The organism is Streptomyces sp. NPDC048270, assembly GCF_040652335.1.
In the GTDB taxonomy this organism is placed as follows: domain Bacteria; phylum Actinomycetota; class Actinomycetes; order Streptomycetales; family Streptomycetaceae; genus Streptomyces.
Genome location: NZ_JBEZLV010000016.1, coordinates 34,281 through 47,193, shown reverse-complemented (window position 1 = coordinate 47,193; position 12,913 = coordinate 34,281). Strand labels below are relative to the sequence as shown.

Genomic DNA, 12,913 nt, shown 5'->3' with positions numbered 1-12,913 from the left:
ACCGGCGGCCTCCCCCGATCGGGGGAGCGCCATCTCCCGCCTTCCCGCGATGCGGTCGGGGACTTTGGAACCGAGGATCGTGCCCAGACCGACGATTCCCCACGATCCCGCAGGAGTTGTTCCATGCGTACCCAGTCCCGGCAGGCCCTCGGCTCCCCGCCCCCCAGGCACGCAGACCGGTGGCGACGAGCCGCCGTCGCCGTGTCCGCGCCGGCCCTCGCCGCCCTGGCGCTGGCCGGCCTCGCCCTGCCCGGCGCCGCATCCGCAGCCGGGCCGGACCCGGTCCGGCAGAGCCTCGACTCACTGGTGCGGGGCGACGGGATGCCGGCCGCCCTGGCGAGCGTCCAGGACCGCAACGGCCGCACCCGCACCTACACCGCGGGAGTCGGCGACCTGGCCACCGGCGCACCGGTACCCGTCGACGGCCAGGTGCGGATCGGCAGCAACACCAAGACCTTCGTCGCGGTCGTCGTCCTCCAGCTCGTCGCGGAGCGCAGGGTGGACCTGGACGCCCACATCGACACCCACCTGCCCGGCCTCGTCCGCGGGGAGGGGATCGACGGGCGGCGCATCACCGTCCGCCAGCTCCTCCAGCACACCAGCGGACTCCCGAACTACACCGACCACCTCGGGGACGACCTCCGCTCCTACGCGCCCTCCGAACTGCTCGACATCGCCCTCCAGCACCCGGCCGACTTCGCCCCCGGGAAGAGTTGGAAGTACAGCAACACCAACTACGTGGTCGCCGGCCTGCTCGTCCAGAAGATCACCGGCCGCCCCCTCGCCGAGGAGATCGACCGGCGCGTCATCCAGCGCCTCGGGCTGCGCCACACCTACTTCCCGGCCCCCGGTGACGCGACCGTCCGCGAGCCCCACCCCCGCGGCTACCACCGGGCATCGGCGGACGCACCACTGACCGACATCACGGAGATCGACCCCTCCTGGGCCTGGGCGGCAGGCCAGCTGATCTCGACCAACTCCGACCTCGACCGCTTCTTCACCGCACTCCTGACCGGCCGCCTCCTCCCCCCGGCCCAGCTCGCCGAGATGCGCCGCTCCACCATCCCGGCCGAAGCGACCTTCGGCCCCGGCGCCCGCTACGGCCTCGGACTCGTCAGCCGCCCCCTCCCCTGCGGCGGCCTCTCCTGGGGCCACGGCGGCAGCTTCCCGGGCTACGAAACCCGAGGCGGCGCCACCGAAGACGGCCGCGCCGCCCACATCACGGTCACCCGGCAACTCACCACGGACCCGACCCGCAGAAACCTCGAACACACCGTGGACACGGCTCTGTGCCGCTGAACCGGCGGTCTCGTCGTCCCGACGAACACTGCGGTCCGCTGTCCAGCGAAGGTGACATCGGCACGCCAACGAGACTCTGCTGGATCCGACCTCAGTAACGAGCTGACACGGACTACCACGATCGCTTTCGGCCAACGTCACCCGATCGTCGATGCCGCCCGCCGCATCGGCGTACAACTCTGGGGTCCGATGTGCACCGGTGTGGGCGTGATGGGAAGGCGATACGTGCTGTCCGATGAAGTCTGGCGCGACCTGCGCAGTCAAGGCGTGACCAGGAAGTTCCCGGAGCGCAGCGTGATGCTGCGGCAAGGGTCTCCCGGGACACACCTCCTGGCCCTCACCTCCGGGTTGGCCAAAGTGGTGTGCCGAGAGCCCAACGGCGCCAAGACATGGCTCGCGTTCCGGGGGCCGGGGGACCTCCTTGGCGAGGTCTCGGTCTTCAACGGGACTTCACGCACGGCAGACGTTGTCGCGTTGACGCCCTGTGCTGCGGTCGTCCTGGATGCCGCGCGCTTCGTGCGGTTCGTCGATGAGCGCGGATTGGTCATCCATCTGATGCGCCAGGCACTCGCCAGGATGCGCGAGTCAGACCTCCACCGAGGTGAACTGCAGACCTTGCCCTTGGTCGTGCGGCTGGCGCGCATGTTGCTGAGGCTGGCCGTGCTCACCGATCAGATGCCCGAGAGCAACGTCGTTCGGCTGACGGGGCTGAACCAGGAAGAGATCGCGCAGGCGATCGGCGTCACACGCAATGCGGTCATCAGCGGGTTGGGCCAGCTCCGGGCCGTCGGGCTGGTCGAGACGGCGCGGCGGGTGATCGTCATCAGGGATGTGGAAGCCCTACAGCGCTGGGCGGCGACCGACTGAGGAGCACGATGTGTGACCTGGGACACATCCTGTGCGCCCAGTGCTGTGCACTCGGCGGAGCGGCACGGATGGAACCTCGAAGCAGCCCGACCACGGCTGTTGAACGGACCATTCGTGAGGAGATTCCGCATGCCCGTACCCATGCCCCATCCGTATGCCGAAAGCCGACCGCTCCCGCCCTACCGCGCCCTGTTCGCCGTTGACGCAAAGGACTTCACCGGCCTGCCGGCCGCTCAACACGGCCCGGTCAGCCAGCTCATTCCCCAGCTGGTGGAGCAGGCCCTGGAGCGGTCCGGCCTGCACCAGTTGCGCGATGCCCAGCGGTTTCCCGCCAATACGGGGGACGGCGTCGTCTTCGGGTTCGATCCGGTGCACCTGCCCTTCGTGCTCTGGCCCTTCCTGGGTGTTCTGGACGGCGTGCTCGGTTCGTACAACCGGCAGGCCGTCGGCCCGCGGATCAGGCTCCGGGCCAGCATCCACGTCGGCCCGCTGCCTGACGGGGGCGAGCCCGGGGACGGCAACGGCACGGCCCGCAACGACATGCACCGGCTCCTGGACTCGCGTCCGGTCAAGGCGATCCTCGCCGCAGCGAGTGAGGAGGTGACCCACCTCGCGGCCATCGTCTCGGACCGGGTCTACGAGGACGTCGTGCTGGGCGCGTACACGGGGCTCCACCCCGACCGGTGTGTCGAAGTAGCGGCCACCGTCGAAGGCAAGAACTTCGCGCAGCGGGCCTGGCTGTACGTTCCTTCGCCTTCCGGGAACCTCGTGCGGGCTGGCCTCCAGCCGCGTGAGGAAATCCAAGACGCGGGGCCGACGGGGCCTACTGAGGCACAGGGCAAGCGGCCCGGCAAGGACGGCAGCGGAAACTCCCAGCACGTCGGGGAAGGCGCTGCGGTGATGGGCGACATCGGTGGTGACTTCACCTATACCGGGCCCTCGACCACGTACCGCGGAACCAACCAGCACTGGGGCAGCGGAGACAACGTTGCGGGTGACAAGCGGGCCGGCGCCGGAGACCACCAGTGAACGCCGGATCCGGCGCGGCCGCCGAGCCGGACATCCAGCCGGACACCGATCATCCCGATCCGCGGGTTGGATCGGGGTCCGATCAGCAGAGTTCCCTCCGTGAGAGTCGCCAACGTGTGCACAGCGGGGTCGCGTTGATGGGGAACGTGGGAGGCGACCTCAATTTTCTGCATATCGCCGCGTCGAACGACGAGGCCATCGAGGGATTCCTCAAGCCGCGCCTGCGCGAGGGGCCCTATCCGGCGGAAGAGGTGCTCGGCCGGCTCTACGGATTCGTCGAACCGCCGTCGTACGCACGCTGCCGGAAGGCTCTGGACAGCCGGATCGTGCTGCTCAGGGCGAGGGCGGGGACGGGCGTCGGCACGGCGGCGTTCGCCCTTCTCACCGAAAGGCACGGCGAGGGCGGTGTCGTGGGCCTGGACGCGATGGCTGATCTGTCGGCGTGGCGGCCGAAGGCCGGCCGGGGATACCTCCTACAGGGCCTGCCCGCCGCATCCGCCCGAGCGCTCGACGACGTGCGGCTGGCGGGCCTGGCCGAGGCCTTGCGCTGCGCCGGGGCGCACCTGGTCGTCACGATGGCGCAGGAGGTCCGGTTGCCGTCAGACACCAGCCGGTGGGAAGAGGCGCATGCCGCGCCCGGACCGCACGAGGTCGCGGAGAGGCGACTGCGGCTCCTGGGCGCTGAAGGGAGGCTCGGCGGCTCACAACTGGACGCTGCTTTGGCGCACCTGGCCTCCCCCGAGGTCACCGAATACCTCTCGACGCATCCGCTGCCCGGCGACGCCGTCGATCTGTCGGACGGGTTGCGGCAGTCCGTGGAGACGTCGGCACCGATCGGATCCGTGCTCGAGGACCTTCTGACCGGCACCGAGAGCGCCGCCCGGTCCGCGCTCGCTCAGGCTCGACACAGTGCCGACAAGGTCTCCTTGATGGCGGCCATCGCCCTGCTACCGGGACAGGACCGCACGGTGATCGAGCACTTCGCGACGGCAATGCGCCCCTTGCTCAGTGCGCGTGCTGCCAAGACCGGACTGGACGGAGCCCCGGAGGATCGGTGGCCGGACGTCCTCGGCCCCTCGTTCGAGGACCGGCTCGAAGCCATCGGCGCACGCCGGCTGGCACCCTGTAGTTCTCCCGCAGACCGGTACCGCTACCCGGTGCAGCCGATCGTCTTCTCCGGCAGGCACCGCTCGGCGACCCTGCTGCGTCATCTGTGGCTGGACTTCGAAGGCATGCCGGAAGCGTTGTGGGGTGCGCTGGAGCAGCTGCGCCCTCAGCCGGGCCTCCATCTGGCCGCCGGGGTGGCGATCGGCCGGGTGCTCGCACACGCCACCGGCCCCGGCGCCCTGACTCAGCTGCACCCCTTCGCCTCCTCGGACGACCGCTGGCGCCGACGGCTGGTCGCAGTGGCGCTGGGAGAGCTCGTGCAGTACCCCTTGGTTTCCGGTGCGGTCAAGGAGCAGGTGCGCCGATGGAGCCGGTCATCGGTCGTGCTCCGCTGCACGGTCGCCGAGACCTGCGGGGGTAGCTACGGTCTCGCCCGGCCGGCTGCGGCCCTCAAACTTCTGGACAGCGTCCTCGACGGCTCCTCTCCGGAGTTGGACGCGAAGTTGCGCTCCGCCGTCTCCTTCGCGCTGGGCGCCCTCCTCACTGAGCAGGCGAACCACATCGAGGTCCTGGAGGCGGTGACGAGGTGGCTGGAAGCCGGCCGGGGAACACCCCGTCACACGCTGGCGGTGCACCTGATCCACTCCATGGCCCTCTCGACGTTCCCCCAGCCGGGTACACCGGGTGCGGTGCGGATAAGCCTGGCCCGGACTCTGGAGTGTCACCCGGTGCAGGGCTTCGCCCTTGTCGTGCTGGGTCTTGACGATCCAGCCACGTACGAAGCGGTGGCCCAAGGACTTGGGAGGGTCGAAGCCGACTCCGACATGTTCCAGAGGACGGCCTTCGATCACCTGTTGAGCGAGCTCTCCCGTACCGCTCGCCACCGTCGGGGAGTCATGCGATTTCTACTAGGGCGCCACCGAGATCACACGAACACATCGCGAAGGAGGAGTGCGTCATGAGCAGGCCACTGTTTGCGTCGGTCAGGTCTTCACCGGTTCGACAGCTGCTGCGGCAACGCTTCGGGCCGTCTTCAGATCGCGCGCTCGTCTTTCTTTCGGATCGGGAGGCGGACTGCCTTGAGCCGGCCCGAGGCAGAGACATCTGGGGGTACCCCCGACCGTCGATCGGGGCGGCCTTTCGGCGGGAGTTCGACGCGATCGGGTGGGTCTCGCTGTCGGAACGCCGGACCGTGGTGGAGGTGCCACGCCGGGGCCCTGCGACATCAGCCCCTTCGCGTGCACGCTACGAGGTCGCCTGGAACGTAAGCAACCCGGTGGTCGCAGCGCGCAGCGGCCTCACGGAGGACACCGCGCGCCGGCTGATCGATCAGGCCATCCGTGGAAGTGCTGGGCTGCCTGGTGCTTTTGATCCCCTTCGACAGCCGCCGATCCTGCACGGGACCGCTCAGGTCGAGCCCCCCGGTCAGCCGCAGAGCATCGACGGGACGGGCCTGACCTACTGGTTCCTCGACCCTCCGGCCGGCCTTCTACCGGCTTCAAGCCCTCCTGGCGAACTCCTCCTTCCGCCGGGCTTCGGCGAGGCCCACCGCGAGGCGTACCGCTTCTACCGCGAGGTGGTTGCCGGTGGGCCGGTCGGTCTCGCGGCGCTCTGGCTGCTTCACCATCCCGACCAAGCCAGGGAGGTGCTCGACTGGACGGTCGCACACGGAGACCTGCTCACTGAGCGGGACGGATGGGAGCGGACGCTCGCGGCAACGCTTCAGGGACTGACGAAAGAGGACCGGGGCTTCGTCGGGGTGAACCTGGCGGGTCTCCTCAGCGAAGTCGGCGTACCCCAGGGCGACGAGGTCCTGCGCAGAATCGGCGGCGCGGGTGTACCGAACAGCGGCATGAACGGGTTCCACGGAGGTGCTCCGTGATGCGGGTTCTGCCCTCTCGTCCCGCCCAGTTGAGAATCGGGGCCGACCACCGTGCCGCGGACTCGGACCACGTGGTGGTTCTGTCGCGAGAACTCATAGCGCAGAACTATTTGGAAATCGGCCGGGCTGACGGCAAGGCAGCCATTCTTCTGGCTACAGGAGGAACGCTCTTCGGACTCCTCGTCGTACGGCGTCCCCTCGATGCCGTGTGGGCCGTGTCCTTGTGGTGGGCGGCAGCGGCCACCACGACCGGGGCTTTGGTCTTTCTGCTCCTGGCTCTCGCACCGCGCCGTGGGGCACGGGCCGGCGAGAGGCATGGCCTCCTCGCCTACTACGAAGACGTGGTGCGTGCGGAGACGCGCGCCGATTTGTCGGCCGGGCTCAGGCGGGACGGCTCAGATCCCCAGCCCCGGCTACTGCGCGCGCTGAGGGAGACCAGCAGGATCGCCCGAGCCAAGAACCGCTGTGTGCGGTATGCCATTGTCATGCTTCTGCTAGCGATCACCGCGGCGTTCCTGGCGCTTGCGCTCGGTCGCTGACCGGTGATGCGCGGCCATCGCAGTGGCGAGCGCGGCGGGAAACTGTCGGTCATCGGTGGGCTTCACGGGGACAGGCTCACCAGGGGGTCGGACAAGGGCGGTCTACCAGCAAGGTCCAAGGTCGTTCAGGCATTCGCAATAGTTGAGTTGATCAACGGTATCGATGTGCCCCGGCTACAGCCAGTCGCGCTTCTTGAAGATGACGTACAGGCTCACGCAGACCACGGCCATCAGCAGGATCGCGAAGGGGTAGCCGCCTGCCCACTTGAGCTCCGGCATGTCCTCGAAGTTCATGCCGTAGATCGTGCCGACCAGGGTGGGGGCGAAGAGGATGGCGGCCCAGGAGGAGATCTTCTTGATCTCCTCGTTCTGTTCGAAGCCCGCCTCGGCCAGTGCGCGCATTTCGGCGTTCTGTTGTTGGGAGACCAGGGTGGCGTTGACCGTCAGGATTTCCGTGAGGGCCTGGCGGAAGCCGTCCACTCGTTCGCTCGTGTGCGTGACGTGGTCGGCCACGTCACGGAGGTAGCGCTGGAGTTCCTCGTCCGTGCCGTACTTGGCGAAGCCCGCCATCAGGCCGTGGAGCATGCCGACCAGGGGGCGGGTGGCGCGTTGGAACTCGACCATTTCGCGGGAGAGTTCGTAGATGCGGCGGGAGACCGCAGGGTCGCCGCGGAAGACCTCCGTCTCGATCTCGTCGATGTCCGTCTGGACGCCCTCGACGACCGGGGCGTAGCCGTCGACCACCGCGTCGAGGATGGCGTACAGGGCGGCCTCGGGGCCCAGGGAGAGGAGTTCGGGGGTCTGCTCCATGCGGTGGCGGACCGTGGAAAGGTCCGGGGCTCCGCCGTGCCGGACCGTGATCAAGAAGTCCGGGCCGACGAAGATGTGGAGTTCGCCGAACTCCACCTCCTCCTGGGCGTCGAGGTAGCGGGCCGCGCGCAGGACCACGAAGAGGGTGTCGCCGTAGCGCTCCAGCTTGGGGCGCTGGTGGGCTTCCAGGGCGTCTTCCACGGCCAGTTCGTGGAGGTTGAACTCGGCGGCAAGGGAGTGGAGTTCGGGCTCGGTCGGGCGGTGCAGGCCGATCCAGGCCATCCCGTCGGGCTCCTCGCGCAGCTGTCGGAAGGTGTCCGCGAGGGTGGCGGGGGAAGCGACGCGGCGGCCGTCGCGGTAGACGGCCGAGTCGATCACGCTGCGGTGGTTCGGGGGTGTGGCGGACGGCGCCGCCGGTTGCGCGGAGGCCGGGGGCCCCGCCGGGGGTGCGGCGGGCGGGGAGGCGGGCCGGCGCCACCCCGCGCGCTTCGCGGCGGGCGGAGGCGAGGGGCGGCGGTCTGGGCGCTCCGACATCGCAGGTCAGCTCCCGGTCGAACGTCTGTTTACGGGCAAGATGCAGGATATACGGGCGTTCTGTCCCGGGCCCGCGCCCACCCGTCCGTAGGGTCGCGCAGCGTCGCGCCCGCCCGTACGCCCGCGACGCCGCCTGGCCGCGCACCGGTGCGGGCGAGCGGGCGGGCGGGCGTGACGAGTTGAGGACAGTGGGTGTCCGCAAGCGGGGCTAGTTTGCTGTCATGGCCTCCAGGACACCGCACCCCGTGCTCGACGACCGCGCCCTCAACCGTGCCACGCTCGCCCGTCAGCTCCTGCTGACCCGCGCCGAGATGTCCGCGCGGGACGCCGTCGGCCACCTCCTCGGGCTCCAGGCGCAGAACGTGAAGCCCCCCTACTTCCAGCTCCACGCCCGCCTCGCCGGCTTCCGGCCCGCCGAGCTGGCCGGGCTGATGGAGTCGCGGGAGGTGGTCCGGATGGTCACCATGCGGTCGACGATCCACACGCACACCGCCGACGACGCCCTATCCCTGCGGCCCCTGGTCCAGCCCGCCCGCGACCGCGAGGTGAACCACTTCCGCAAGGGGCTCGTCGGGGTGGACCTGGACCGGCTCGCCGAGCTCGCCCGCGCCTTCGTCGAGGCCGCACCGCGCACCATGGCGGAGCTGCGCGAAGAGCTGCTCCGGGAATGGCCCGAAGCCGACCCGCAGTCCCTGTCCGTCGCCGCCCGCTGCCGGCTCCCGCTGGTCCAGGTCACTCCCAGGGGGGTGTGGGGGCGCAGCGGCCAGGTGCGGCTCACCACCGTGGAGCACTGGCTCGGGCGGCCCGCCGGCACCGCGCAGCCCCTCGACGACGTCGTCCTGCGCTACCTCGCCGCCTTCGGCCCCGCCTCCGTGAAGGACATGCAGGTGTGGGCCGGCCTGACCCGGCTGCGCGAGGCCTTCGAGCGGCTGCGCCCCGGCCTCGTCGTCTTCCGCGACGGGAACGGCGTGGAGCTCTTCGACCTGCGCGACGCGCCCCGGCCGGACGCGGACACCCCGGCCCCGCCCCGCTTCCTCCCCGAATTCGACAACCTGCTGCTCTCGCACGCCGACCGCACCCGCGTGGTCGCCCCCGAGATCAAGGGCCGCACCTGGACGGGCAACCAGGCCCACTGCACCCTGCTCGTCGACGGCTTCCTCGCCGGCCTCTGGAAGCAGGACGGGAACACCCTCACCGTGCAGCTCTTCGGGCAGGCCTCCGCGGCGCGGAAGGAGGAGATCGCCGCCGAGGGGGAGCGCATGCTCACCGCGATGGCCGGCGGTACCGGGCCGGCGGCCGGCGACGCCCCGGCCGAGCCCGCCGAGGACCCGGGCAAGGTCTCCGTACGCTTCGCGTCAATCCACGGCTGACGCGGCGCTAGTGCTGCGGGCACCCCGCGCGGCACGATGCCTGGCATGACGAGCGAGATCTGCCCGAACGCCGACATCAGCCGGAACCCCGGGATCAGCCCGAGCGCCGACATCCGCCCGAACACCGAGACGAGCCCGAACACCGAGACGAGCCCGAACACCGAGCCCGGCGCCGCCGCCCGGTTCCTGGCCGCGCGGGACTTCCTGCTGGAGCGCCGCGGCGACTACGAGGGTGCCCGCGCCGGATTCAGCTGGCCCCGCCCCCACCGGTTCAACTGGGCGCTGGACTGGTTCGACCACATCGCCGCCGGGAACACCGCCGACGCCCTGCGCATCGTCGAGGAGGACGGCAGCAGCCGGTCCCTCTCCTTCCAGGAGCTGTCCGCGCGGTCCGACGCGGCCGCCGCCTGGCTGCGCGAGCAGGGCGTCGCGGCCGGCGACCGGGTCCTGGTCATGCTCGGCAACCAGCGCGAGCTGTGGGAGGTCATGCTCGGCGCGATGAAACTGCGCGCCGTCGTCATCCCGGCCACCCCGCTGCTCGGCCCGGCCGACCTCCGCGACCGCATCGAGCGCGGTCACGTACGGCACGTCATCACCAGGGCCGCGGACACCGCCAAGTTCGACGACGTACCGGGCACCTACACCCGGATCGCCGCCGGAGCCGAGGTCCCCGCCGGCTGGCGGCGGCTGGCCGGCATGGACGATGCCCCGTACAGCGCCCCGGGCGCCTTCACGCCCGACGGCGAGACCCTCGCCACCGACCCGCTGATGCTGTACTTCACCTCCGGCACCACGGCCCGCCCCAAGCTCGTGGAGCACACGCACGCCTCGTACCCCATCGGGCACCTCTCCACCATGTACTGGCTCGGGCTGCGCCCCGGCGACGTCCACCTCAACATCGCCTCGCCCGGCTGGGCCAAGCACGCCTGGTCCAACCTCTTCGCCCCCTGGAACGCCGGGGCCACCGTGTTCGTGCACAACTACACCCGCTTCGACGCGGAGCGGCTGATGGACGAGATGGACCGGCACGGCGTGACCACCTTCTGCGCCCCGCCCACCGTGTGGCGGATGCTCATCCAGTCCGACCTCACCCGGCTCGCCAAGCCGCCGCGCGAGGCCGTCGCCGCGGGCGAGCCGCTCAACCCGGAGGTCATCGAGAAGGTCCGCCAGGCCTGGGGCGTCACCATCCGGGACGGGTTCGGCCAGACCGAGACCACCCTGCAGGTCGGCAACTTCCCCGGCGTGCCCGTGAAGCCCGGCTCCATGGGACGTCCCGCGCCCGGCTACGAGATCGTCCTGCTGGACCCGGTCACGGGCAAGGAGTCCCCCGACGAGGGCGAACTCTGCGTGGACCTGCGCGTCAAGCCCGCCGGCGTCACCACCGGCTACCGCGACGACCCGGAGCGCACCGCCGAGGCCATGGCGGACGGGCTCTACCGCACCGGCGACATCGCCTCGCGCGACGCCGACGGCTACCTCACCTACATCGGGCGCTCCGACGACGTGTTCAAGGCCTCGGACTACAAGATCAGCCCGTTCGAGCTGGAGAGCGCCCTGCTGGAGCACGAGGCCGTCGCCGAGGCGGCCGTGGTCCCCGCCCCGGACGCGCTGCGGCTCGCCGTGCCGAAGGCGTACGTCACCCTCGCCGCGGGCTGGGAGCCCGGGCCGGAGACGGCCCGGGCCCTGTTCGAGCACTCCCGCGCGGTGCTGTCCCCGTACAAGCGGATCCGCCGCATCGAGTTCGGCGAGCTCCCGAAGACCGTGTCCGGCAAGATCCGCCGGGTGGAGCTGCGCGAGCTCACCGCGGCCGGTGGGGCGGGGGAGTACGACGAGTCCGATTTCGGCTGATGCGCACGAGAGACACCGGGGCATGAGGTGTACCAGGTGTACGAGGGGCCCCGGTGTACGAGGGGTACGTACGAGTACCGCCGGAGCCGCCGGCCCCTAAGCGGGCAGGTGCGCCTCGATGGCGGCGATGACCTCGGGGGACTCGGGCTCGGTGCGCGGGCGGAAGCGCGCCACGACCTCGCCGGCGGGGGAGATCAGGAACTTCTCGAAGTTCCACTGGATGTCCCCCGCCTCGCCCTCGGCGTCCGGGGTCTTCACCAGCTCCTGGTAGAGGGGGTGCCGGTTGTCCCCGTTGACCTCGGACTTCTCCAGCATCGGGAAGGTGACGCCGAAGCCCGCCGCGCAGAAGGTCTGGATGTCGTCGGCGGTGCCGGGCTCCTGCTCGCCGAACTGGTTGCAGGGCACGCCGATGACGGTGAAGCCCTTCTCCTCGTACGCGAACTGCAGCCGGGCGAGACCCGAGTACTGCGGGGTGAGTCCGCACTGCGAGGCGGTGTTCACCAGCAGGATCGCCTTGCCCTTGTGGGCCCCGAGGCTGGTCGGCTCGTCGGACAGGGTGGTCAGCGGGATGTCGTACAGGCTCATCGGGCTCTCCTGGCAGGAAGCGGATAACGCCTCCGAGCGTAGGTGATGCCGCGACGGCCTAGGCGTCCGTGCTGCCGACCAGCTCGTCCGCGGGATCGTTCACCGGCTGGGGCATGCCCGTGAGGTCCATGACGAACAGCGGTATGCCCAGATCGTCCGCACGGGTGCGGGCGTCCTCGGTGTATCCGGCGAGGGAGAAGTAGACGCTGGTCGCGGAAGCTGTCAGTCCGTTCAGCCAGACGCACTCCACCGCCCGCAGCCCGGCCGGCGCCGTGGTCGGGTCCACCTGTGCCACCAGCCCCGGGGCCCGCAAGTCCACGGCGGCCGAGGGGATCGGGCGCCCGTCGGGCTGGCGTACGTCCTGGAAGCCGAGCCAGCGCAGGTAGAGGGCGGCGGTCGCCACCGCGTCCCTGGTCGTGCGGATCGTGACCGGCCGGAACGCGGGGCGCGGTACCGGGGTGTCCGCCTGCGGTGGCTGCCGGTCCGGATCGGGGTCGCTGGGGGCGTCCCGGCGGCCACCGGCGCGCGTATCCGCGCCGGGCCGCGGACCGGACGCCGCACCGGACGCGGCCCCGGCCTCGGGAGCCGCCTCGGACGTCGCCTCGGATGCCTCGGGCGCCGCCTCGGATGCCTCGGGCGTCGTACCGTCCCGCGTGCCGGAGTCCCGGCCGGGCCGAGCCGACCGGGCGGCCCCGCGCTCCCCGCCCGAGCCGGCCCGCGGCCCGGCCCCGGCCGGCTTGCCCGCGGGCTGCGGGTGTACGGGGTGCACCGCGATCCGGACCACCGTGCCGCAGGACGCGCAGCCCACCTCGGGATGCGGCCACTCGCTCTCCCGCCCGCAGGAGGCGCAGCGCACCGTCACCCAGGCATCCGACCAGGTGCGGTGGGTCAGCGGCTCCGGCGGAGCGGCGAGGTCCAGCGGAGGGTGGACCGGGCTCCCGCAGGCACAGGGATAGACCGGGACGGTGTAGCCGTTCTCGCGCAGGCACGCCGGGCAGCGCACCGGTACCGCTTCCGCCATGAGACCTGGACCCCCTCCGTCG

General features: G+C 70.9%; 11 protein-coding genes. 8 read left to right on the top strand and 3 right to left on the bottom strand.

Annotation, left to right across the window (positions count from 1 at the left end):
* Positions 1 to 123: 123 nt before the first annotated feature.
* From AB0D66_RS16500 to AB0D66_RS16475, 6 genes are all read left to right on the top strand, one after another.
* The gene (locus AB0D66_RS16500) at positions 124 to 1,299 is read left to right on the top strand and encodes a serine hydrolase domain-containing protein (protein ID WP_362302953.1); all 1,176 of its coding nucleotides are present in this window, start codon (positions 124 to 126) and stop codon (positions 1,297 to 1,299) included.
* A gap of 225 nt (positions 1,300 to 1,524) precedes the next feature.
* Positions 1,525 to 2,166 carry a Crp/Fnr family transcriptional regulator gene (locus tag AB0D66_RS16495; protein ID WP_362302950.1) on the top strand — a complete coding sequence of 214 codons (642 nt, stop codon included), beginning with the start codon at positions 1,525 to 1,527 and terminating at the stop codon, positions 2,164 to 2,166.
* A gap of 129 nt (positions 2,167 to 2,295) precedes the next feature.
* Positions 2,296 to 3,195: a hypothetical protein gene (locus AB0D66_RS16490; RefSeq protein ID WP_362302947.1), complete on the top strand. Its 900-nt coding sequence runs from the start codon at positions 2,296 to 2,298 to the stop codon at positions 3,193 to 3,195.
* Complete coding sequence (locus AB0D66_RS16485) at positions 3,192 to 5,264, top strand: hypothetical protein (protein WP_362302944.1); 2,073 nt, start codon at positions 3,192 to 3,194, stop codon at positions 5,262 to 5,264. The genes AB0D66_RS16490 and AB0D66_RS16485 overlap by 4 nt, the downstream gene beginning before the upstream one ends.
* Complete coding sequence (locus AB0D66_RS16480) at positions 5,261 to 6,184, top strand: hypothetical protein (protein ID WP_362302941.1); 924 nt, start codon at positions 5,261 to 5,263, stop codon at positions 6,182 to 6,184. The genes AB0D66_RS16485 and AB0D66_RS16480 overlap by 4 nt, the downstream gene beginning before the upstream one ends.
* Complete coding sequence (locus AB0D66_RS16475; protein ID WP_362302938.1) at positions 6,184 to 6,723, top strand: Pycsar system effector family protein; 540 nt, start codon at positions 6,184 to 6,186, stop codon at positions 6,721 to 6,723. The genes AB0D66_RS16480 and AB0D66_RS16475 overlap by 1 nt, the downstream gene beginning before the upstream one ends.
* Positions 6,724 to 6,897: 174 nt before the next feature.
* On the opposite strand, the gene AB0D66_RS16470 is transcribed toward AB0D66_RS16475, so the two are convergent.
* Positions 6,898 to 8,067: a magnesium and cobalt transport protein CorA gene (locus AB0D66_RS16470; protein ID WP_362302936.1), complete on the bottom strand. Its 1,170-nt coding sequence runs from the start codon at positions 8,065 to 8,067 to the stop codon at positions 6,898 to 6,900.
* A 221-nt stretch (positions 8,068 to 8,288) separates the two neighbouring features.
* Between AB0D66_RS16470 and AB0D66_RS16465 the strand changes: the two genes are divergently transcribed.
* Both AB0D66_RS16465 and AB0D66_RS16460 read left to right on the top strand, forming a co-directional pair.
* Positions 8,289 to 9,437 (top strand): winged helix DNA-binding domain-containing protein, encoded by a 1,149-nt coding sequence (locus AB0D66_RS16465; protein ID WP_362302933.1) that lies wholly within the window; start codon positions 8,289 to 8,291, stop codon positions 9,435 to 9,437.
* Between the two features lie 45 nt (positions 9,438 to 9,482).
* Positions 9,483 to 11,285: an AMP-binding protein gene (locus tag AB0D66_RS16460; RefSeq protein WP_362302930.1), complete on the top strand. Its 1,803-nt coding sequence runs from the start codon at positions 9,483 to 9,485 to the stop codon at positions 11,283 to 11,285.
* Between the two features lie 96 nt (positions 11,286 to 11,381).
* Here the strand turns inward: AB0D66_RS16460 and AB0D66_RS16455 are convergent, their stop codons facing one another.
* Both AB0D66_RS16455 and AB0D66_RS16450 read right to left on the bottom strand, forming a co-directional pair.
* On the bottom strand, positions 11,382 to 11,870 hold the full coding sequence (locus tag AB0D66_RS16455) for a glutathione peroxidase (RefSeq protein WP_362302927.1): 489 nt from the start codon (positions 11,868 to 11,870) through the stop codon (positions 11,382 to 11,384).
* Between the two features lie 58 nt (positions 11,871 to 11,928).
* The gene (locus tag AB0D66_RS16450) at positions 11,929 to 12,891 is read right to left on the bottom strand and encodes a hypothetical protein (protein ID WP_362302924.1); all 963 of its coding nucleotides are present in this window, start codon (positions 12,889 to 12,891) and stop codon (positions 11,929 to 11,931) included.
* Between the last annotated feature and the right edge of the window lie 22 nt (positions 12,892 to 12,913).

Coding starts and splice junctions, on each gene's coding strand:
- AB0D66_RS16465 (WP_362302933.1), top strand. CDS start 8,289: ATGGCCTCCAGGACACCGCACCCCGTGCTCGACGACCGCGCCCTCAAC.
- AB0D66_RS16490 (WP_362302947.1), top strand. CDS start 2,296: ATGCCCGTACCCATGCCCCATCCGTATGCCGAAAGCCGACCGCTCCCG.
- AB0D66_RS16455 (WP_362302927.1), bottom strand. CDS start 11,870: ATGAGCCTGTACGACATCCCGCTGACCACCCTGTCCGACGAGCCGACC.
- AB0D66_RS16500 (WP_362302953.1), top strand. CDS start 124: ATGCGTACCCAGTCCCGGCAGGCCCTCGGCTCCCCGCCCCCCAGGCAC.
- AB0D66_RS16480 (WP_362302941.1), top strand. CDS start 5,261: ATGAGCAGGCCACTGTTTGCGTCGGTCAGGTCTTCACCGGTTCGACAG.
- AB0D66_RS16470 (WP_362302936.1), bottom strand. CDS start 8,067: ATGTCGGAGCGCCCAGACCGCCGCCCCTCGCCTCCGCCCGCCGCGAAG.
- AB0D66_RS16460 (WP_362302930.1), top strand. CDS start 9,483: ATGACGAGCGAGATCTGCCCGAACGCCGACATCAGCCGGAACCCCGGG.
- AB0D66_RS16450 (WP_362302924.1), bottom strand. CDS start 12,891: ATGGCGGAAGCGGTACCGGTGCGCTGCCCGGCGTGCCTGCGCGAGAAC.
- AB0D66_RS16475 (WP_362302938.1), top strand. CDS start 6,184: ATGCGGGTTCTGCCCTCTCGTCCCGCCCAGTTGAGAATCGGGGCCGAC.